Raw genomic sequence first — 20,268 nt, 5'->3', positions numbered from 1 at the left:
TGAACACACTTATGAGCTACCTCGACAACGCTGCTCGCGCGCTGCTGGTGTACGGCCTCGCCCAGGCGGCCAAGGCGGTGATGGTGCTGGGCGTACGGCTGTACGTGCGCAACGTGCTCAGCGCCGTGGAAATGCGCTTCATGCTGGGTTTTTCCAGCAGCTTGAACAGCACCTGCATCCGCTTGCTGCGCCCGCGTCGATAAATGGCAATACGCACTACAAGGAAAGATCACCATGCGCGTCTTGATCTGTGCAGGTCGTCATTACGCCGATACAAAAATGTCCCGCCAGGTGCTGGACGCCTACCACCGCCTGCGCCCGGTGCAGGTGTTGATCCACGGTGGCAGCCAGTTCCTGGGCAGCGACGTGGAAGACTGGGCCCGGGAAACCGGAGTGGATGTGGTGCGTTACCCACCCAACTGGCAACGCCATGGCAAGCAGGCCGAACGCCATCGCAACCAGTTCATGCTCACCGACAGCCGGCCCGACGTGATCATCGCGCTGCCCGGTGGCGACGACACCTCGGAACTGGTGAGCCAGGCCAGGGCCAGTGGCATCCATGTGCTGACTGTAGACAGCTGAATCAACCCTTATTGGAGTATCCAGGCATGAACGAAGAACCCCGTTGTAGCGGTACCCCGTTGCACACTTTTTTCTATTTGAAACACGGCGCGTCCCTGCCAAGTCCGGTCGGGGCGCGCCACCGGCTGTTGATCGAGGTTCACCATGTACAAGAAACACACCCCTGACGGTTTCGCCAAATACCGCAACCGCACCACCCACGTTACCTTCCATCCCCTGCCCGCCTCCAAGCTTCGGGCAGTGCGGCGCAACCTGATTTTCGTCGGCGTGACCGCGGGCATCGTGCTGGTGCTCAGCCTGATGTCGAATGCCCATGCGGCCGGCGGCTCCTACGTGGTCGACGACGGCGCAATCAACGCCCCGGGCGAATGCAATGTCGACGCCTGGTTCACCGCCAACCGGCACGCTGGCTCAACCCACAGTGAAACCCTGGCGCCGGCCTGCACCTCCGCTGCCATTCCTTGGTTGCAGTGGACTGCCGCCGTGTCCCGGGCCAACCATGATGGCGACGGCGAAACCCAAGTGAATCCGCAGCTCAAGGCGCAGTTGTGGGCCCGGGAAGACCTGGGCCTGGAACTGGCCGCGTCTGCCGGCGTGCATTACGCGCTGAACCGCCGGCACTCATTTGATGGCGCGGACTTGAATGTGCCGTTTACCTGGCAGCCCATGGAGGCCCTGCGGCTTAACTTCAACGCCGGCTGGAGCCACGCTTATAACGACGGCGACCAGACCCATCGGCCGACCTGGGGCACCGGGTTTGAATACAGCCTGATGGACTCACTGACACTGATCGCCGAACGCTACGGCCAGCAAGGCGGCGACCAGGCGTGGCAAGCCGGGCCGAGGATGCATATCGGCAAGAATGTGGACGTGGACCTGGTGGTAGGACGCAGTTTGATCGGGGATCAGCATCAATGGCTCACGACGGGGGCCACACTGCGGTTCTAACCCGCAGACGATGATCCCAGTGGCGAGGGAGCTTGCTGTGGCGAGGGAGCTTGCTCCCGCTGGAGTGCGAAGCGCTCCCAAAGATTCCGGCGCCGCTACGCAGCCCAGTGGGAGCAAGCTCCCTCGCCACAGGCTTGGTATGACCGTAATAGCGATTTAAACCTGCCCCTTGGCCTGCTGCTCCAGATGCACCTGCAACGCAGGATCAATCTTCAACTGCGCCGCCAGCTCATCCAGATAATTGCGCTCCGCGTCCCGCTGGTCATCCACCAGCAGCACACTGACCAGGTACACCTCCGACGCCACCGCCGGGTCGCCGGAAAACTCGGCAAAATCCGCCGCATTCAGCGGTTTGGCCACCTCGGCATCCAGCCACGCCTGCAATTGCGGATCATCGGTGTGCTTGCCGATCTCGGCCGAGATCATCTGTTGCTCCCGCTCATCAATCTCGCCATCCGCCTTGGCTGCCGCGATCAATGCACGCAGCACGGCGTGGCTGTGTTCTTCGACCTGCGCGCCAGACAACTGGTCAACCGTCTGCAACGCCTGCTGCGGCGCCGACGCCTGTTGCCGCTGCCAGGCCTGATACGCCTGGAACGCCATCATCCCCAACGACGCCAGCGCCGCGTAGTTAGTGCCGCCGGTGCGCCCCTGAGGCGCCGCACGGGTTCCGCCGAGCATGCCGCCCAGGCCACCGAGCAAGCCACCAAGGCCGCCACCGCCGGAAGCCGAAGCACCGCTGCCGCCCAGCAAACCGCCAAGCAAGCCGCCCAAACCACCGAGCCCGCCCTGAGACCCGGGTGCAGCGCCGCCCTGCTGGCTGGACGAGGCCTGGCCCGCCCGCAGCAATTGTTCCAGTAGATCGCCGGTATTCATGGTGTCACCCTCCCAGGGCGCAGAGTTCCAGATCAACAACAATAGCTGCGCTGCGCGAGAACACCATGACCGCCCGGCAGGCTCGCATTATCATGGCGACGCGCGCCCCATCGAGGAACCTCACGTGACCCGTACCGAGCAGATTGCCTTGATGGCGACCTATAACCAGTGGATGAACCGCAAGGTGTATGAAGCGGCCCATGGCCTGAGCGACGAAGACTTGATTGCCGACCGTGGCGCGTTCTTCGGATCGATCCTTGGCACGCTGAACCACCTCGCCCTGGGTGATCGCGTCTGGCTCAAGCGTTTCGCCGAGCATCCGGCAGGCTTTGCCGCGCTGGTACCGTTAGACGCGTTGGGGTTGCCGCCACGTCTGAATCAACTGGCCTTCGCCGATATCCGTGAACTGTCGGCCCACCGCGCCTGGCTCGACCAGCTCATCATCGACTGGGTGCAGTCGATCAGTGAGTCGGACCTGGATCAGCCCCTGCAGTACCACAACATGGCGGGCACGCCCATGAACAAGAATTTTCATGCACTGCTCGTGCACTTCTTCAATCACCAGACCCACCACCGGGGCCAGGTGACAACGCTGTTGACCCAGGCCGGGCGCGACGTGGGCGACACCGACCTGCTGGCACTGATGGACTAGTTCAACCGTCGCTGTACTCGGCGTACGCCTGTATCAGCGCGGGGAAATTCTCCCTCTCCGGGAGCTGCGCAAAGCTGTGCTGCGCCGGGGTAGTCGCCCACGGCAGCTTTTCACTGGTCCAGGTTTCTATGAATGGCACATAACCGCTGGCGTCATCCAGCATGGTGGGGCGCAGGTTGATCAGATCTTCCACGCCATTGGGGCGGGAAAACATCCAACTCATGCAGTGGGGGCAGCAGTAGTGGCGGTCTACGCCATGCAACCCGCCGATCACCGGGTTGCCCTGGGTGATGGTGAATCCGTGGCTGGGGATCAGCGCGCTCAGCGAGAACGCGCTGGATGACATTTTCTGGCACCCGGTGCAGTGGCACGCCATGGTGATCAATGGTTTTTCGGTCACGGTAAAACGCACCCGGTCACAACGGCAGCCGCCTTCCTGGGACTCTTGATTGCTCATCTTCCACTCCAGTCACATTGTGTGTGTGACCGGAGGATAAACGAGCGGGTGCGTCGCGAACAGCGATGCCGGTTTCGTTACGGCACAAAGAAGTCCGTCGAAAATGCCAGGTCCTTTTGCGCTTCCAGTGCTGCCAGACGGTCGCTGAGCTGCTTGTGCATCACGGTGTAGGCGTCTGGCCCCAAGGCAATGCGCTTGGGCGCAGGGTACTGGTCGACGCTGGCAAGCATGATCGCAACCATCTTGGCCGGGTCACCCGACGACACCGTCGTGCCGCCTTCGATCATCCGCCGTGCGTGGCTGGAAGGAGAACGGTCGTAGTCTTCCAGGCGTGGCGCCAGTTGCGCGCTGCGGTAGCGAAAACCGGTGCGGGCGCTACCGGGTTCGATGAGGGTGCAGCCGATGTTGAAACAAGCCACTTCCTCGCCCAAGGCGTCGACAAAGCCTTCAATTCCCCACTTGCTCGCATGGTACAGCGAACCACCCGGGAAAACGGCCTGCCCGCCCATGGTGGACAGTTGCAGGATCCGCCCGCCACCCTGGGCCCTGAGGTGGGGCAGCGCGGCGCGCAACAGTTGAATGGAACCCAGCAGGTTGGTACCCAATTGATGCTCGATCTGCTGATCGGTCATCTCTTCTGCGGCGCCGAAAAGGCCGTAGCCTGCGTTACTGACCACCACCTCAATGGACCCCAGCGCCTTGAATGCCTGATCGACCACCCGGCGAATCGCCGGGGTATCAGTCAGATCCAACTCGGCCAGCCACAGCCTTTCGCCATGAAGCGCTCGCAGGTCCGCCATGCTCGCCAAATCCCGGACCGTGCCCGCAACGCGCTCCCCCCGTGCCAATAATTGCTCGGTCATCTCGCGTCCAAAGCCACTGTTGGCTCCGGTGATCAACCAAGTGCGTAATGTCATGATCAAACCCTCTGTAGTGACATTGGAGACCCCAGCATATTCATCCGACCTAGACGATGAATGCGCTAGACTCCAGTTTTTATAAGCAATCGTCTAAATCATGACTGATCCATTTTCCGAGTTGCTCACCTTCATGCAAGCCCGCTCCGTGATGTCCGGCGGCCTGGTGGCGGGCGGACGCTGGGCGATCGCCTTTCCACCGGCTACCCAATTGAAGTTCTGGGGCGTGTTGCGAGGGACGTGCTGGCTGAAGATCAAAGGCGAAAGCACGCCCATTGCGGTAAACGAAGGCGATGTGTTTCTACTGTCGGCCGAAAGGCCCCATGTCATGGCCAGTGACCTGAGTGCAACACCGGTGGATTTGCAACAGATCCTCGACAAGCGAGTGGGTGCCCTGGCGTATCACGGCGATGGGGATGAGTTCTTCATGATTGGCGGCAAGGTGGAACTCAGCCCTGACTCCGAACACCTGCTACGTGCAGCACTGGCGCCCTTCATCCATTTGAATGCCAGGACCCATGCGCTCGAAACACTGCATTGGTTGCTCAATCAACTGGTGCGTGAACGGGAGCATGATCGTCCGGGTGCAGCAGTGGCCTCATCGCAACTGGCGCACCTGATGTTCATCGAAATTCTGCGTTTGCATTTCGAAACCGCACCGCCGCTGTCCGGCAGTTGGCTGCGCGCCATGACCGACAAACGCCTGGCGCCGGCGCTGCGCCTTATCCATGGCGAGCCGGGCGAAACCAGGCCGTTGGAGGTACTGGCCAAGGCGTGTGCAATGTCGCGAGCCAGCTTTGCGGCCTACTTCAAGGACGTCGCCGGGGTCTCGCCGATGGCCTACCTCACCCAGTGGCGCATGCGTCTGGCAGCGCGGGCGCTGGCTGAGGGCAAACGCTCGTTGATCGAGCTCGCGCTCTCGCTGGGCTACAACTCCCAGAGCGCATTCAGCCATGCCTTCAAACGTGAGATCGGCCGCTCGCCGTTGCATTACCAGCAGGCGCTACGGGTGTCGACGGAGACGCAATACCCTCAAACGAACGCATGGAGCAGCGAACTGTCATAAAAGACAGAGCGGTGAACATCAGCCAATGGCTGCCCCGCCCTGCCCGCGCGCATCAGCAGATTACCGATGCGACGCATCCCCCAAGAAGGAGACGCTTACATGGTCATTCACTTCAAGGTCGCCGGGCATCTTGCCTGCGGTCATCACGGCAACAACCTGCCTTCCAGCACCGAGCTGAATCGGGTCAAGTGTCGTACCTGCCGTAACACCGAAGTCTTCAAGGAAGCCCGCCGCACCCAACGCAACGCCGCTCGGCGTGCCGCGCGCAAGTCCAAAACCGCCCATGCCGCCGGTGACTGGCGCAGTGCCTGGACCCAGCGCCTGACCGACCTGCCAGGCCGTCAGCGCCTGCCACGCGGGTTCCACGGCCAGCCATTCGTTTAAGTTACGCAGCCGGGGCACGACGGTAAGCGGCCAACAGCACGCCCATCGTCATCAACAACCCACCCGCCCCACGGTTGAAATGCTGCAAATGTGCGGGCCGCAGGCGACTGAGCAAGCGTGCCCCGCATACCGCGTAGAACATCATGATGCTGACATTGAGCACGCACAGCGCCAGCAACAGGCACGCGTACTGCGGCAGTTGCGCCTGGGTGCTGTCGACGAATTGCGGCAGGAATGCCGACATGAACAACAACGCCTTGGGATTGGAAATCGCCACCAGGAAACTGCGGGTGAAAATACTCGCCGAGCGGGTGCCGCCGTCCTCACCTTCGCCCACCGATGGCAACGCCGCCTGGGGTGATCGCAACATCTGCCAGCCGATCCAGATGAGGTACGCCGAACCGATCCATTTCAGCACCTGAAACAGCCCTTCGCTGGCCGCGAGCAGCAATCCCAGGCCACACGCCACCGCCGTTACCAGCAACGCGTCGGCCAACACCGCCCCGGCCATGCCCCAGAACGCCGCCCGCAAACCGTGGCGCGAACCGTTTTGCAGGGCCAGCAAAACCGTCGGGCCAGGTATCACGATAATCGCGGCGCTCATCATGACGAACAGAAATAAGGTTGCCAGGGACATGACAGGTTCCTACGGGCTGATCAGCTGCGAATCATCCCACCATATCCTCTGTGTGGCGAGGGAGCTTGCTCCCGTTGGGTTGCGTAGCGGCCCCAAAATCCTGGGAGCGCTTCGCACTCCAGCGGAAGCAAGCTCCCTCGCCACCGGTCATGTATTGCTCAATTGGGTGCCAATAAAAAGCCCCGGATTGACCGAGGCTGTTGATGGCTCATGCATCATTGGCGACCGGCCTCGACCGTGCCTTGTACCCCGGTAGCGCAGCGGCATACGCCAGCGCCTGCTCACGGGAACCGAAGGATGCCAGGCGATCAGCCTTGGTACAGACGCGCCACGGGCCGCTGTTGACCTGCACGATGTCATAACCGTTGAGATGCAGCTTGTTCAGCATGGGAGTGCTCATAGTCACCTCTCTCTCCAGAGATAATCCAGGTGTTTGCCCGGTCTACCATACACCCGCTGACGACGAGGCAGCCTACCGGACGTCGAGTCAGCGGTAGGCTGGCAACCCCCATCGCGCGAGGTCAAACGCCTCCAGGCTCAGCAGTCTTCCATCCGCATGCAGGAACTTCTCCTGCGGCATCGCCGGGTCCGGGATGGCCACGGCGTACATGCCGGCCGCCTTGGCCGCAGTGATACCGAATGGCGAATCCTCGAACACCAGGCATTCAGCGGGCGTCACTCCCAGTCGCTGGGCGGCCACCAGGAAGATATCCGGCGCCGGCTTGGCAGCGCCTACCTGAGGGTCATCGGCGGTGACGATGGCATCGAACAAGCAGAACCAGTCGCGGTGCAAGGTGGTTTTCAGTTCGAAATAGTGCCGCGACGAACTGGTACCCACCGCAATCGGCACACCGTGGGCCGACAAATGCCGCACCAGCGCCTGCGCCCCGGCCATGGCCGCCGCCTGGGGAAACCGCGCATTCATCAATGGTGTGCGTTCCTGCAAGAACGTCTCGGGGCTCATCGGCAAGCCCACGGCCTGCACGATATAGCTGGCCAGTTCATAAGCCCCCAGGCCGATGGTGTTCTGCTTCATGCTCCAGTCAAACGTGCGGCCGTAGCGGTCGGCAATCAGCTGGGTGACTTCGGTGTAGATGCCTTCGGTGTCGAGCAGCAGGCCGTCCATGTCGAAGATCACGGCCTTGATCGGCGCGGGTAGCGGTGCATTCATCACGGTGTCCTCAGGTGCGCCCGGCGTAATGGTCGATCAAGCGGTTGAGCAAAATCGCCAGCACGATGATCACCCCGGTGATCGCCATCTGGTAGAACGAGCCCAGCCCCAGCAGGTTGAAGATATTGCGCAACACCTGCAGCAGCATCACCGCCACCGCCGTGCCTACCACGCTGCCGCGCCCGCCGAACAGGCTGGTGCCACCCAGCACCACGGCGGCAATTGCATCCAGTTCCAGGCCCTGGGCTGCGGTCGGTTGGCCGACGTGCAGGCGTGAGGTCATCAACAAGCCGGCGAATGCTGCCAGGCCGCCGCAGATGGCGAACACCGCAATCGTCACCGCCCGCACCGGCACGCCGGACAGCCGCGCAGCCTCCAGGTTGCCGCCGGTGGCCAGCACATACTCGCCAAACACCGTGTAGCGCAGCACCAGCCAGGCGATGACGGTGATCAGGATAAAGATCAGCCCCAGCACCGGAAACGCAATGCCAGCGCTGGGCCAGATGTCGATCATGGCCGAGCCGAACGAGGTGAAGCTGGCCGGCAATCCGCCAATCGGCGCACCGTCGGATGCCAGGAAGGTGGCCCCGCGCAGCGACACCAGCCCGGCCAGGGTGATGATAAAACTCGGCACCTTGCCAAACACCGTGAGGCTGCCCATCAAGGTGCCGATGGCCAGTCCCACCAGCAACGTGGCCGGCACCGCCAGCCAGCCGCTGACCTGCTGCTGCAGGAGCACCGCCACCAGGATCCCGCCGAAGGCACACAGGCTGCCCACCGACAGGTCGATATTGGCCGTAAGGATAACGAAGGTCATGCCGATGGCGATGATCCCGACAATCGCCCCCTGCTGGAACAGGTTAGCGATGTTGCCGAAGGTCAGGAAGTCGTCCGACAGGAACGTCGCCACCACCACCGCAAACAGGAAAATGAACACAAAGTTGTAGCGCATCACCCACTCCAGCACCGCACTGCGACGGCGGCTGGTGAGGGTGACGGGCTTATCGAAAACCGGGCTTGGGTTGCTTGCAATAGTCATGGTTCTACACTCGTTCTACCGATAAGGATGGCCTGGTCGATCTGGTCGCGACTGGCAGTCAAGGGGTCGAAACACAGCGCGTTGCGCCCCTCATGCATCACCCAGATGCGGTCGCAATTGACGTACAACTCGTCCAGCTCGCTGCTGGCGACCAGCACCGCCGCCCCTTCCTGCGCCAGGCTGCGGGCCAGGGCATAGAGGTCGGCCTTGGCGCCGACATCCAGGCCACGACTGGGCTCGTCCAGCAGCAACAGGCGCGCGCCGTCGATCACCCACTTGGCCATGACCACCTTCTGTTGATTGCCGCCGGAGAGCTGGCGTACCGGTTGCTCAAGGTTGTCGAGCTTGGTCTGCAAGCGCTGCAGCACCGGGCCGGCGCGGTCCTTGGCCTGGCGATGGGAAAACCAGTTCAAGTGCCGGGTGTGCACCAGGCAGGCATTGCGGTAGATCGGCGCATCCAGCAGCAGGCCTTCGGTCTTGCGGTTTTCCGGCACCAACCCGACGCCCTGGCGGATCGCCTGGCGCGAGGTTTGCGGCTGATAAGGCTGGCCAAACAGTTCAACATCGCTGTCGTTGCGGCCCACGCCAAACAAGGCTTTGAGCAACGTGCTGCGCCCTGCCCCGTTAAGCCCGGCAAGCCCGACAATTTCGCCCTGGCGCACTTCCAGCCCCTGCACGTCCAGGCCCTGCTCGCCTTGAAGGCGGCGAATATTCAGCGCCAGGTTGTCCCGCGGCGCCTGACGCGGGCTGCGTTCCAGCAGGTCGCGGTGCTCGCCGACCACGGCGGCGATCAGCGCCTGGTCGTCGATCTGCGCCAGCTCGTGGGTTTGCAGGGTTCGCCCGGCACGCAGCACCGTGACCCGGTCGCCGATCTCGCGAATTTCATTCAAGCGGTGGCTGACATACAGCACCGCCACACCCGCCGCAGTGATCTCGCGAATCACCTGGAACACCCGCTTGAGTTCGGTCTCGTTCAGCGCCGCCGAAGGCTCATCCATCACCACCAGCCGGGCCTCACAGGTCAGTGCCCGGGCGATGGCCGCCAATTGCTGGTTGGCAATCGACAGGCTGCCCACCCGGTCGGAACTCGAGAAGTTGGCCCCGACCCGCAACAGTGCGGCCTTGGCCAACGCACTGCGCTTGCCCCGGGAAATAATCCCGAAGCGCTGGGGCGCATAGCCGAGCATCAGGTTCTCTTCGACGGTCATCTGCGGGATCAGGTCGAGCTCCTGATAGATCATCGCGATCCCGGCCTGGCGCGCCTGTTGCGGATTCTTCAGTTCCACCCGCCGGCCCGCCACCGACATCTCGCCGCCATCCGGGCGATGGGCGCCGGCGACGATTTTCAACAGGGTACTTTTGCCCGCGCCATTGGCACCCAGCAGGCAATGCACCTCACCGGGCCGAACGTCGAGGGAGGCATCGGTCAGCGCCACCACATTGGGCGGAAAACGCTTGCTGACATGACGGATATCCAGGGCCAACTCACTCATGATCCTGCTCCAGCAAATAGCGGGCGGTGGCCGCGTCGGTGGCCAGCACATTGACATAGCCGGCCTTGACGCTGGCGTGGACGATGCGGTGCTTCTGCGCGCCGACGCACACGGCAATGGACCAGGCCTTGTCGCGCAAGGCGGCCAACGGCAGGCCTAGGGTGCGGGCGTCGAGTTCGGGCATCACCGGTTCACCGTCCATGCCGATAAAGCGGCCCATGATGTCGCCGACGGCGCCCAGGCGTTCCAGCTCTTCGAGCAATGGCCGGTCGATGTAACCCGACTCCATCAACACCGAATGATCAGACAACTCCCCCAGGCTGAAACACGCCACCGGCGCCTGTTGCCCGAGGCGCAATACCTGGGCGATCACCGGGTCCTGCTCCAGCGCCTCGCGGGTATGCGCATGCCCGAGAATCGCCGGCACCGGCAGCAACGTGGCCTGGCCACGGGCAGCCTGGGCGAAGCGCTCGGCGACGTTATGGCTGGACTCTCCCATCGAACGGGTATTGATCGCGCCGTTCAGCAGCACCACGTTGACCCCCTCGTTCCAGCGCGGCACCAGCCACTGGGCCATTTTGGTCAGGGTGCGGCCCCACGACACGCCGATCAGCGCCGGCATCGGCTGCAAGTTGCACAGGTAACGGGCGGCGGCCTGGGTCACCACGTTCAGCGCGGTGTCGGCATCTTCCACATCCAGCACCAATGCTTCACGCAGGCCGAAACGCCGTTGCAAAGCCACTTCCAGCTGCGGCAAGCGCGCCGAGCGGGCGACGATATCGATGCGCACCACCCCGCAATCCCGCGCCTCGCGCAGCAAGCGGCTGACTTGCCAGCGGGTCAGGCCGGTCTCCCGGGAGATATCGCTTTGGGTCTTTTCCAGGTCGTAATACAGCTTGGCCACCTGGACCATCAAGTCATCACGCTGGGAATCGGCCGACAACCGCGTGGCAAACGTTTCTTCAGGATGGGCGCTCATGCTGCCGGCCTTACGCCGAGCGTGCGGTTCGCCGGTGGCTTGCAACTGATGGGCGCGACGCTGTCGGTGGCGGCGCGATAGCGGCCCAACAGCTCGATGTATTGCTCGTGGGCGTAAGGGTCGGGCTCGATCAGCCGGCCGATGGTGGTGAAGTCGGTAGCGGCTTCCTGCAAGGTGCCGAACTCGCCGAGGGCGCAGGCGGCAGCGGCGGCGGTGCCGATCAGGGTGAGGTTGTCGTGGGGCACCATTTCGAACGGCACACCGGTGGCATCCACCGTGGCCTGCAACCATAACGGGTTCTTCTGGAAACCACCGGCGGCGACCACCCGGGTGATCTCGATGCCCTCGGAGCGCCAGGTGTGAAAGATGTTCGCCGAGCCCAGGGCAATCGCTTCCACCGAGGCGCGGTACAGGTCATGCCGGTCATGGTTCAGCGACAGGCCCATGATCGCACCGCGCATGTCCGGTGAGCGGTAAGGTGTACGGTTGCCCATCCAGTAATCGAGCACCAGCAAGCCGGTGGAGCCGGGCTGCAGTTCTGCGGCCTGGCGGATCAGGCGCTGGTGCCCGGCATCGTCGAGGCCGAACATCTTTTGCGCCAGCCAGTTGAGGATCGAACCGGCGGAGACTTGCCCGCCTTCCATCAACCATTGGCCGTCGAGCAAGGCGCCGGGGTATGGGCCCCAGATGCCCGGTACGTCGATGCGTTGCGGGGTGTGCATCAGTTGCACCACCGAGGTACCGCCGATAAACAACAGCTCGCCGGCGCCAGTGGTGCCGGCACTGAGCATTGCCATGTGGGCGTCGATTCCGCCCTGGGCCACCAGCGTGTCGCGGCTCAGGCCCAGATGATTGGCGGCATCGGCGCTCAATGGGCCGATCCGGCCACCGACCTTGATCACTTCCTGAGGGAGTTTTTGCGCCAGTTCAGGCACGCCCAGTTCGGCGTACAATTCCACCGGAAAACGCTGCTGCAGGGTGTCGTAATTCCACTTGCAACTGGCATTCAATTGGGAGGCGACCCAGCGCCCGGTCAACTGAAAGTTGATCCAGTCCACGGCCTCGCAAATACGCTCGGCGCGCTGGTAAACCTGAGGCTCGTGCTCGGCCAGCCACATGGCCTTGGGCACCAGCCATTCCACCGCGTCACCGCCCTGGTTCATCATCGGGTGGCTGACGTGGGCGGTGCGCGCCGACTCGGCAGCGGCGCGGCAATCCATCCATAACAACGCCGGGGCCAGGGGTTGGCCGTCCACCTGGGCAACCACCGCGGTGGAGGCTGTGGTGGCGACGCACACCGCCGCCACCTGCGGGTGCCCGGCCTGGGCCATCAACTGCCGGCAGGCCTTGCCCAGCGCCGACCACCAGTCCGCCGGCGCCTGCTCGGCCCAACCCAACTGCGGGTATTGCGTGGCATACGGCGCCTCGGCGACGTGTACCAGTTTGTGGCTGTGCAGGTCATACAAACCGGCCCGCACCCCACCTGTTCCGAAATCCAGTCCCAACAACAAGGTCATCGGTAGTTCTCCTGCGTCTTGTAACAACGCTTTTTGTTTTAAGCCCGGCAACGCACAGCGCCGTCGGGCTTGGCGACACACAGCTGACGGCGTGGCTCAGGGACGGAAAATCACCTTGGCCGCGACTTCGCTGCGATCGGCATAGCGCTTGAACATCGCCGGCAATTCATCCAGCGGCAAGTCGTGGGTAATCATGAACTGCCACTGCAATTCACCGGAAGCCAGCTTGTCGATGGAGGCCGTCCACTCATCGCCCGGGAACGGTGCCGAGAACGAGTTCCAGGCGCCGTGAAGGGAGATTTCCTGGCGCAGGAAGTGCGAGAACGTCGCAGTGCTGAGGGCCACGTCACTGGTGGGAATGCCGATAAACACCACATGCCCGCCAGCCTTGGTCAGTTGCACGGCCTGGTTGATCGAGCTGGGATGGCCTGCCGCTTCAATCACCAGTTGGCAACGGGGCAACTCGGCATCCGCCGCGCCGCTGAGCAGGGTGTGGGTGGCACCGGCTTCGCGGGCCATGGCGAGTTTCTCTTCGGCGATGTCGATGGCGACGATGTCCTTGGCCCCCATGATCCGCAGCCACTGGATCGCAAACAGGCCGATCGGCCCGCAGCCTACCACTGCCCCGCTCTGCCCGGCCTTGAAGTCGGCTTTCCAGATCGCATGCAGGGCAATCGCCGCCGGGTCCACCAGGGACGCGGCAATCGGGTCCATGCCTTGGGGCACCTTGATCAGGTTGCTCAGGGGCACATTGACGTACTCGGCATACGCGCCGTCGCGGCGGCTGCCGAAGTAATCGTAGCGCTCCGAGCGGGACGGAAAGCCTCGGGCATATTGGTCGCTGCTGACGTCCGGGATCATCGGCGGCACTGTCACCAATTCGCCGATGGCATAGCCTTCGACACCGCTGCCGATCTCTTCGATAAAGCCTGCGAATTCATGGCCGCAAATCAGCGGCATCACATGGGCGCCCTTGCTCAGCATGCGCGGGATATCCGAGCCGCACACGCCGCAGGCGGCGACCCGAACCAGCGCGTGGCCGGCCTTGACCGCAGGTTTTGGAACATCTTCGACCCGGATATCGCCCGGTTGGTACATGACGGCAGCTTTCACAGTGAATTCCTCTGTTGAGTGACGAGTGCGTTCGACCAGGCACCTCCCGCAAGAGGTGCCCGCAAAAATCCATAGCGTGGCGGCGCAGATCCGTCAGAGCGCGCCGGGGCGGTATTCGCCGAAGGTAGAGTCATGCTTGACCTCGGCCACGTTGGCCTTGGTCACCACCTGGGTGCCGGCGTCGACAAAGTTCGGCACCGACTTGCCGGCCGCCAGGGCCCGCGCCGCCTCGATGGCGACCTCGCCCAGGTAGCGTGGGTCGTTGAGGGCGGTGGCCACGTATTGATCGCCGCTCTGGATGGCATTCAAGGCCTCGGACAAGCCGTCGATCCCGGCCACGAGTACGTCTTTCTTGCCGCTTTCGGTGAGCACTTGCAGCGCGCCCATGGCCATGTCGTCGTTATGCGCGATCACCGCCTTGAGGTCCGGGTGCGCTTGCAGCAAATCCTGCATTGCCGTGACTGCGTTGGCGCGCATGTACTCGCTGTAGGGGCCGTCGATGATCTTGAAGTCGGTGCCGGCCAAAGCGGTGTGGAAACCCTTGCGGCGTTCTTTCATCACCGTACCGCCGGCGTCGCCCTGGATCTCGATGATCTTGCCCTTGGTCACACCGCGCTGCTTGAGCGCTGCAAGCAGCGCCTTGCCGGACAGCTCGCCCATCTCGGCATTGTTACGGCCAATGGTGGTGGCGACCGGGGCATTGATTGCGCGGTCGACGGCAATCACCGGCACCTTGGCGCGTTTGGCGGCGTCGAGGGCCGCGCCCACGGCGTCGGGGTTCACGGCATTGATGATGAGGATGTCGACCTTACGGGTCAGCAGGTCCTGGATATCGTTGTTCTGCTTGCTGATATCGCCGTTGGCGTCGAGGAAGATCAGCTCGTCGCCGCCCTTGGCCGCTGCAGCCTTGGCGCCGTCGCGCAGTTGCACGTAGAAGGGAGATTGCAGGGTGACCTGGCTGAAACCGATCTTCAGATCCTTGGCCTGGGCGTTCAGCGCCAGCGCCGAGGCCGCGACAGCCAGTGCAAGGGCCAGCACATGAACAGGTTTACGGGCTATCTGGAGCATGGTGATTCCTATTTTTATTGTTGTCAGGATTCGGGCACGGCCTTCAGGGAGGCCGTGCTCACAAATGTGAACCGCGATCACATTTGAAAAACTATGCCTTGCTCCCGAGAGTGTCAAGGCCAATTTGTTAAATTCCAAACAAATGAAATAAAAATCACAATTCTGTTTGAGTCAGATCAGCAGGATCGCCCCACTGTCCCTGATCACCTGCTGCTGTGCCGCCTCGAGCCCGGGGTCGCTGATCACCCGCTGGAAGTCCGACAGCTCGGCAAAGTGTGCCGCACGTACTTCGTCGAACTTGCTGTGGTCGGCCACCAGCACGCAGGTCTGCGCCCGCGCCATGACCCGGCGCTTGACCTCCACTTCGTTGAGGTTGTAGCAGGTCACACCGTGGGCGGCGCTGACGCCGGCCGCGGAAATGAACGCCCACGCCACACGGATGCCATCCAGGATGCCCACCTCGGCATGGCTCTCGAAGACCATGTTGCGCCGATGAAAAGTGCCACCGCAGAGGATGATGGTGCAGTGGGGCTTTTGCTGGAGCTTGAGCAATACGTTGAGGGAATTGCACAGCGCGGTGAACTCCAGGTCATCCGGCAACGCCTCGATAATGAACGGCGTGGTGGTGCCGCAATCGATAAACACCGTGTCGCCGGGGCGCACCAGGCTGGCGGCCAGCACGCCGATCTGACGCTTCTCGGCGACGTGGCGCTGGTCCTGTTCGGCGACCTGGTAATCGGGCTCCGGCGGCCCGCTGCGGGTTACGTGCCCGCCCAACAGGCGCAGGCCCTGGGGGCTGTCTGCCAGGTCGCGGCGCAGGGTCATTTCCGATACGCCCAGCAATGCGGCCATGTCACGCAAGTGAATCGCCGACTCGCCCTGCAAGGCCTTGTGCATGGCCCGAAATCTTTCGCTTTTCTTTGAATCCACTGCGTTCCAACCCTCGTTGAATGCGTGCCCTTGATCAGGGCAGTCACAAATTCCATTTACAATGTTATTTATTTCACATTTAATGCATCCAACTTAACACAAACCGGCTTTTCCCAGCACCTCATCCTTACAGGACACTTGCCATGCCGACTGATCCGTTGCCGCTCGCGGCCTATATCGACCACACCCTGCTGGCCGCCGATGCTTCCCAGGCGAGCATTCGCCAACTGTGCGCCGAGGCCCGCGAGCATGGCTTCAAGTCCGTGTGCGTCAACAGCGCCAACGTGCCGCTGGCCGCCGAATGCCTGCGCGACGCCGCGCCATTGGTCTGTGCCGTCGTCGGCTTCCCCCTGGGTGCGGGCTTGAGTGCAGCCAAGGCTTATGAGGCAAAGCTTGCGATCGAGGCCGGTGCAGGCGAGATCGACATGGTGCTGAACATCGGCTGGCTGAAGGATGGCCTGCTGGACCAGGTACGCGACGATATTGCCCAGGTGCTGGCGGCCTGCGGCGCGGTGCCGCTGAAAGTCATCCTCGAGACCGGCCTGCTCGATGACCAGCAGAAAACCCATGCCTGCAGCCTGTGCCGCGAGCTGAACGTGGCGTTCGTCAAGACCTCCACCGGTTTCGGCCATGGCGGCGCGACATTGGCGGATGTGCGCCTGATGCGCGGCGTGGTGGGGGCGCAGATAGGCGTGAAGGCGTCGGGCGGCGTGCGCGACCTGGCGACGGCCCAGGCGATGATCGAAGCCGGTGCTACGCGCCTGGGCAGCAGCTCCGGGATCGCCATCGTCAGCGGCGCAAAGGCGGCCGCGGGCGCCTACTGAGTTGAGTGCAGCGCTGGCGCCCTTTCACAACCCTTTCACAGTCGGGCGCCTATGGTCATCTCAGCTCCTGGTGAAAACCTTTAAGCCCGCGCTCCCCATCGCGGGCTTTTCTTTGCCCGGAATTTATCCGCAGGTCAGCTACAGCCGGCGTGGCGGTGAGCCGGCGCAGGCCACGCCCTCCAGGCAGAATACAAACGGGGCTACCACTTGAATTTCGCCTTTGAGCAGCATTGAGGGTGGAGGCGCAGGCACTGGCGACGCCGCCGGAACGAATCTCTCCACGGCGCTGACGAACAGATCCGAACCTGTATGGCTGATGACTTTGTGGCGTATCAGGTTGCCTTTGGCGTCGACCACGAATTCAACCCTGACCAGGCCGGTCAATCCTTGCAGGCGAGCTTCTTCGGGGTACGACTTGAAGTGATTGAGGTGAGTAAGCAACTGGTATTCCCATAAGCGTTGTTCTGCCAGTTGTTCCCGGGTGGGGCCGCTCGTGCAGGCACAAAGCAGTAAGACAAGTGCGATCCAGCTGTATTTCATAAACGCAGTTCCGTTGACGTTTGGTGTGCAAGGTGAGGCTAATCAAGGCTCGGTGCGTCAGCGTGTTATCCAGGTCGAACAGAATGGCCCGTGGGTACACGAATGCTTCTTGTGGAAAACCAAATCTGCCTCTCAGGCGGTGGTACTGACGATGGAACCGGTACCGCTTCCACCGTCGGAAGTCAGTGCCTGCAACAACGCCGAAGACGCAGACTGCAATGCAGCTGCCGTTGCGGCAATCTGCGCCTGGGCGGCAGCCACGGCGGCCGCTTTGGCGTCTGCGCTTTGATTGCTGGCCTGGGCCTTTTGCATGTTTTGCTGCTGCTCTTGAAGCTGCTTTTGCAACTCCGCAATCTGCTTTTTCAGCGCCTTGACGGTGTCGGACTCCTGCGACGTGGATGCCGCCTGGCCGCCACCTGCAGCGGGCGCACTTTTGGCACCCGTGTCCGGGTTGAGACTCAAGGTTCCAGAGTCTTCGGTCTTGGAGCTATCGCTGACGCTGGCCGGACTTGGGTTGGCGGGTACTGAAGCGAGACTGCTGACGTTCGTGATCATGTCAAATATCCAATTCCGGTATCGATGTTAATTGATCGGCGCTTAAGCTGATTACTTTAACCCGTTATCGACCCTACCGAACCTGGCGACAACAGCGGACCAATTCAGCGGCAAGGTCTCGAAAAGACGTTGACCAGGCTTCCATCCGGATCACGCAGCAATACCGAAGTGTTGCCCCATGGCATGACCGTCACCGGCATCACCACGTCAGCCCGACCGATACGCAGCAGGACGGCCTCCACATCGTCCACTTGAAACTCCAGGATCGCCGAACGGTTGCTGGCGGCGACTGCCAGTCCATCGTTGTGAAGGCGGACCAGGCGCTCATCGGCTATGGCCAGGACGACGCCGTCGAGGTGAATTTCAGCGAACCCGTCAGCCAGGTGCCTTGGCTCGACAGTCGAGAGGTTGTGATAGAACTGAACGAGCCGTTCAAAGTGGTTGGTAACGAGACGAACAGACGAGAATTTCATCATTTGACCTGACAGGAGTGAGAGAACTCACCTTAATTCAAGCCCGCGTCAGTTCCTGACAGTAGTGTTGTTATCGGCGTTCCAAACGACAGCCTGTGCCACCACCACGTACTCGCCATTGAAGGTTGCCGCTGGCGAGCCGTAAAGCTGGTAACCCAGCGCAAGCGCTTCAGAGACCCGGTGACAGAAGGAGGCATCGTCCTTGCCTGTCAGGATCCGATAGGTAGGTAGGCCTTCAGGAGGGGAATTCTGCATGGGAGCACCTGCTGGAACAGTTAAGGAAAGCCACTTGGCGATCGGGTGACGCCGGCTTGTGCCCGATGATATCAGTCGATGATCACATCGCGCCCCTCGGCCTTCAAGCGCGCGAGGTTGTCCTTCATCTGCTGCAACCGTTCAGGCGGATGCCCGTGCCATTTCGTCACCTCCGCCACGACGCGCAAAGGGTCAGTGGAGCGATAGGAAAGCGTGGGATTGCCGGGAAACTTCTTATCCGTCACGTTGGGGTCATCCATGATCGCCCCCGTTGGCTCCACAACATAAATCCGTTCCCGCCCACTGCCGAGCGCCAGCTCAGCCCCCCAGATGGCGGCATCCAGCGTGCCCGCAAAGTAGACCCAGGACAGTGCTTTACCTTCTGTAAAGTTGGACGGGTAGCCGACGCGGATCAGATCGCCCGGCTCCAGGTCGGCCCGGGTGCCGTGAAAGAACTGACGGATGAACATGCCAGCGGTATTTGACATGGGCTCGTTGCTCCGTGGATGAATGTTATGTTTGGATGCGAATGCCCCCATCGGCTGGGTTCCTCTATACCACCGCACCTCAGGAAACCGTTGTGACGAATCTGACCATACGACGCGCCAGTATCGACGACTTGCCTTTCATTGTTTTGCTGCTGGCAAATGACTCCCTGGGGGCTGTTCGAGAAGATAGCAGTCTTCCGCTTCAGCGTTCCTACACACGAGCGTTTGAGGCCATCGACGCAGACCCGAACCAGTTTCTTGCCGTCGCTGTGGCTGATGAAGAGGTGGTCGGTACTCTCCAACTTTCTTTCATTCCGAATATTTCTCATCGGGGCGCATGGCGAGCTCAAATCGAAGCCGTCCGCGTGCACGAGCGAATGCGTGGGAGCGGATTGGGCCGGCAATTCTTCGAATGGTCGTTTGAGCAAGCACGTCAGCGCCACTGCCAACTGATCCAGCTTACCTGTGATCGTACGCGGCCAGATGCTCATAGGTTTTATGAGTCCCTGGGGTTCTTGCCAACCCACACAGGCTTCAAGATGAAGCTGTGACCATTTGAGGCGAGCTGGCCCGGCGTTTGATTGCCGGGCCAGAGGGCGGAGTCAAAGCAATACAGTAGCAAGCATGCCCAAGGCGCCGAGGACAAACCCGATGAGTGCGCCACGCCCTGGTGCTTCATGGAACAGCGCCCAGACCACCACGGGCTCAAGCAGCAACAGGGAGGTGACTGAGACCACGGTGACGACCCAGATATCACCGACCGCCACGTAACCCAGCCAATACGCACCCAACAGGCAAAGCCCGGCAAAACACATCAGCACAACGGGAAGGACGAACGCCTCCCATGAACCATGCCCTGTCTGGGCAAGCCTGGCGGTTACCACCTCGCTGTAGATTGCACAAAACTCCCCCACCACCATCAACCCTAGAGCAGAAACTCCGAGTAGTTCTTTGGACATATCAAAAACTCCTTCGTATTCAACGCAATATTTTTCAGCTCCCAGCGAGCAATGCCGCTGCCCAGGAGCGTGTTGCAGTGATACGAAGCAGCCTTGAACAGGCCTGAATTACCGAAGTGCTTTTCCATGCTCATGTCCTTCAAAGGGTGAGTCTCAGCGCCCGGAAAAGGGCGCTCGCTGCGATCATACGTTCCGACAGCCCGCCTGAACAACCTGCCCCCTCTCGGTCTGCCGCGAAGTGCTTGTGCTGGATCAGTGAGCGTTGAACCAGTCGGGGGCACAACCGGAAAATGACACCAATGGTCGTTTCAAAAACAGGTTCCGGTCGTAATGTCAGTGAGCAAA

The 20,268-nt window shown here is 61.9% G+C and carries 28 protein-coding genes; 8 read left to right on the top strand and 20 right to left on the bottom strand.

The genetic code is table 11. From position 1 onward, the window contains the following. Positions 1 to 11 precede the first annotated feature (11 nt). The 3 genes from V6607_RS15440 (at position 12) to V6607_RS15430 (ending at position 1,530) form a co-directional block, all read left to right on the top strand. A complete protein-coding gene (locus V6607_RS15440) occupies positions 12 to 203 on the top strand; it encodes a hypothetical protein (protein WP_134327673.1) in 192 nt (63 codons plus the stop codon). Between the two features lie 31 nt (positions 204 to 234). Beyond that, entirely contained in the window at positions 235 to 582 is a 348-nt protein-coding gene (locus V6607_RS15435) for a DUF2493 domain-containing protein (protein ID WP_003217865.1), read from the top strand. A gap of 144 nt (positions 583 to 726) precedes the next feature. Then, entirely contained in the window at positions 727 to 1,530 is an 804-nt protein-coding gene (locus V6607_RS15430) for a hypothetical protein (protein WP_134326563.1), read from the top strand. 156 nt (positions 1,531 to 1,686) lie between these two features. Here the strand turns inward: V6607_RS15430 and V6607_RS15425 are convergent, their stop codons facing one another. Further along, positions 1,687 to 2,406, bottom strand: a complete 720-nt coding sequence (locus V6607_RS15425) for a tellurite resistance TerB family protein (protein ID WP_134326562.1) — start codon at positions 2,404 to 2,406, stop codon at positions 1,687 to 1,689. Positions 2,407 to 2,530: 124 nt separating this feature from the next. Here V6607_RS15425 and V6607_RS15420 point away from each other — a divergent pair, with 124 nt between their 5' ends. Further along, complete coding sequence (locus V6607_RS15420; RefSeq protein WP_134326561.1) at positions 2,531 to 3,058, top strand: DinB family protein; 528 nt, start codon at positions 2,531 to 2,533, stop codon at positions 3,056 to 3,058. 1 nt (position 3,059) lies between these two features. Here the strand turns inward: V6607_RS15420 and V6607_RS15415 are convergent, their stop codons facing one another. Beyond that, the gene (locus V6607_RS15415) at positions 3,060 to 3,515 is read right to left on the bottom strand and encodes a GFA family protein (RefSeq protein ID WP_134326560.1); all 456 of its coding nucleotides are present in this window, start codon (positions 3,513 to 3,515) and stop codon (positions 3,060 to 3,062) included. A 77-nt stretch (positions 3,516 to 3,592) separates the two neighbouring features. After that, positions 3,593 to 4,432, bottom strand: coding sequence for an SDR family oxidoreductase (locus tag V6607_RS15410; protein WP_087693916.1), 840 nt, complete (start codon positions 4,430 to 4,432; stop codon positions 3,593 to 3,595). Positions 4,433 to 4,532: 100 nt separating this feature from the next. Here V6607_RS15410 and V6607_RS15405 point away from each other — a divergent pair, with 100 nt between their 5' ends. Together V6607_RS15405 and V6607_RS15400 are read left to right on the top strand one after the other, a co-directional pair. Further along, positions 4,533 to 5,498 (top strand): AraC family transcriptional regulator, encoded by a 966-nt coding sequence (locus V6607_RS15405; protein ID WP_003207763.1) that lies wholly within the window; start codon positions 4,533 to 4,535, stop codon positions 5,496 to 5,498. A gap of 99 nt (positions 5,499 to 5,597) precedes the next feature. Continuing rightward, a complete protein-coding gene (locus V6607_RS15400; protein ID WP_003207761.1) occupies positions 5,598 to 5,882 on the top strand; it encodes a hypothetical protein in 285 nt (94 codons plus the stop codon). 1 nt (position 5,883) lies between these two features. Here V6607_RS15400 and V6607_RS15395 read toward each other — a convergent pair whose 3' ends face one another. The 10 genes from V6607_RS15395 to deoR form a co-directional block, all read right to left on the bottom strand. Continuing rightward, a complete protein-coding gene (locus V6607_RS15395; protein WP_134326559.1) occupies positions 5,884 to 6,519 on the bottom strand; it encodes a LysE family translocator in 636 nt (211 codons plus the stop codon). 208 nt (positions 6,520 to 6,727) lie between these two features. Then, positions 6,728 to 6,919 (bottom strand): hypothetical protein, encoded by a 192-nt coding sequence (locus tag V6607_RS15390; protein WP_023658809.1) that lies wholly within the window; start codon positions 6,917 to 6,919, stop codon positions 6,728 to 6,730. A gap of 87 nt (positions 6,920 to 7,006) precedes the next feature. Next, complete coding sequence (locus V6607_RS15385; RefSeq protein ID WP_008435051.1) at positions 7,007 to 7,690, bottom strand: HAD-IA family hydrolase; 684 nt, start codon at positions 7,688 to 7,690, stop codon at positions 7,007 to 7,009. Between the two features lie 10 nt (positions 7,691 to 7,700). Next, positions 7,701 to 8,729 carry an ABC transporter permease gene (locus V6607_RS15380; RefSeq protein ID WP_003207754.1) on the bottom strand — a complete coding sequence of 343 codons (1,029 nt, stop codon included), beginning with the start codon at positions 8,727 to 8,729 and terminating at the stop codon, positions 7,701 to 7,703. Further along, positions 8,726 to 10,222: a sugar ABC transporter ATP-binding protein gene (locus V6607_RS15375; RefSeq protein WP_003207752.1), complete on the bottom strand. Its 1,497-nt coding sequence runs from the start codon at positions 10,220 to 10,222 to the stop codon at positions 8,726 to 8,728. Before V6607_RS15375 ends, V6607_RS15380 begins: the two co-directional genes overlap by 4 nt. After that, positions 10,215 to 11,201, bottom strand: a complete 987-nt coding sequence (locus tag V6607_RS15370) for a sugar-binding domain-containing protein (RefSeq protein WP_003207750.1) — start codon at positions 11,199 to 11,201, stop codon at positions 10,215 to 10,217. The genes V6607_RS15375 and V6607_RS15370 overlap by 8 nt, the downstream gene beginning before the upstream one ends. Then, positions 11,198 to 12,718, bottom strand: a complete 1,521-nt coding sequence (locus V6607_RS15365) for an FGGY-family carbohydrate kinase (protein WP_134326558.1) — start codon at positions 12,716 to 12,718, stop codon at positions 11,198 to 11,200. Before V6607_RS15365 ends, V6607_RS15370 begins: the two co-directional genes overlap by 4 nt. Before the next feature lie 96 nt (positions 12,719 to 12,814). After that, on the bottom strand, positions 12,815 to 13,831 hold the full coding sequence (locus V6607_RS15360) for a galactitol-1-phosphate 5-dehydrogenase (protein WP_023658808.1): 1,017 nt from the start codon (positions 13,829 to 13,831) through the stop codon (positions 12,815 to 12,817). A 93-nt stretch (positions 13,832 to 13,924) separates the two neighbouring features. Further along, entirely contained in the window at positions 13,925 to 14,899 is a 975-nt protein-coding gene (locus V6607_RS15355; RefSeq protein ID WP_003207745.1) for a substrate-binding domain-containing protein, read from the bottom strand. Between the two features lie 171 nt (positions 14,900 to 15,070). Next, positions 15,071 to 15,829 carry a DNA-binding transcriptional repressor DeoR gene (deoR, locus tag V6607_RS15350; protein WP_134326557.1) on the bottom strand — a complete coding sequence of 253 codons (759 nt, stop codon included), beginning with the start codon at positions 15,827 to 15,829 and terminating at the stop codon, positions 15,071 to 15,073. Between the two features lie 143 nt (positions 15,830 to 15,972). On the opposite strand from deoR, the gene deoC reads away from it, so the two are divergent. Next, positions 15,973 to 16,653, top strand: a complete 681-nt coding sequence (gene deoC, locus V6607_RS15345; RefSeq protein WP_003207741.1) for a deoxyribose-phosphate aldolase — start codon at positions 15,973 to 15,975, stop codon at positions 16,651 to 16,653. Positions 16,654 to 16,791: 138 nt separating this feature from the next. On the opposite strand, the gene V6607_RS15340 is transcribed toward deoC, so the two are convergent. The 5 genes from V6607_RS15340 to arr all read right to left on the bottom strand — a co-directional run bounded on the left by V6607_RS15340 (position 16,792) and on the right by arr (position 18,964). After that, a complete protein-coding gene (locus tag V6607_RS15340; RefSeq protein ID WP_003207740.1) occupies positions 16,792 to 17,193 on the bottom strand; it encodes a TonB family protein in 402 nt (133 codons plus the stop codon). Positions 17,194 to 17,325: 132 nt separating this feature from the next. Beyond that, positions 17,326 to 17,748 carry a hypothetical protein gene (locus tag V6607_RS15335; protein ID WP_003207738.1) on the bottom strand — a complete coding sequence of 141 codons (423 nt, stop codon included), beginning with the start codon at positions 17,746 to 17,748 and terminating at the stop codon, positions 17,326 to 17,328. A 104-nt stretch (positions 17,749 to 17,852) separates the two neighbouring features. Continuing rightward, on the bottom strand, positions 17,853 to 18,221 hold the full coding sequence (locus V6607_RS15330) for a VOC family protein (protein WP_008435061.1): 369 nt from the start codon (positions 18,219 to 18,221) through the stop codon (positions 17,853 to 17,855). A 48-nt stretch (positions 18,222 to 18,269) separates the two neighbouring features. Next, entirely contained in the window at positions 18,270 to 18,476 is a 207-nt protein-coding gene (locus tag V6607_RS15325) for a DUF1737 domain-containing protein (RefSeq protein WP_008435062.1), read from the bottom strand. Positions 18,477 to 18,547: 71 nt separating this feature from the next. Next, positions 18,548 to 18,964, bottom strand: coding sequence for an NAD(+)--rifampin ADP-ribosyltransferase (gene arr / locus V6607_RS15320; protein WP_023658807.1), 417 nt, complete (start codon positions 18,962 to 18,964; stop codon positions 18,548 to 18,550). Positions 18,965 to 19,056: 92 nt separating this feature from the next. Here arr and V6607_RS15315 point away from each other — a divergent pair, with 92 nt between their 5' ends. Then, entirely contained in the window at positions 19,057 to 19,515 is a 459-nt protein-coding gene (locus V6607_RS15315) for a GNAT family N-acetyltransferase (protein ID WP_134326556.1), read from the top strand. 51 nt (positions 19,516 to 19,566) lie between these two features. On the opposite strand, the gene V6607_RS15310 is transcribed toward V6607_RS15315, so the two are convergent. Together V6607_RS15310 and V6607_RS15305 are read right to left on the bottom strand one after the other, a co-directional pair. Further along, the gene (locus V6607_RS15310; protein ID WP_032899360.1) at positions 19,567 to 19,884 is read right to left on the bottom strand and encodes a hypothetical protein; all 318 of its coding nucleotides are present in this window, start codon (positions 19,882 to 19,884) and stop codon (positions 19,567 to 19,569) included. Between the two features lie 5 nt (positions 19,885 to 19,889). Further along, positions 19,890 to 20,051: a hypothetical protein gene (locus tag V6607_RS15305; protein ID WP_166742167.1), complete on the bottom strand. Its 162-nt coding sequence runs from the start codon at positions 20,049 to 20,051 to the stop codon at positions 19,890 to 19,892. Between the last annotated feature and the right edge of the window lie 217 nt (positions 20,052 to 20,268).

Origin of the sequence: Pseudomonas sp. KK18 (genome assembly GCF_037094675.1) — a bacterium.
GTDB lineage: Bacteria > Pseudomonadota > Gammaproteobacteria > Pseudomonadales > Pseudomonadaceae > Aquipseudomonas.
This window is presented reverse-complemented; position numbering and strand designations above follow the sequence as displayed.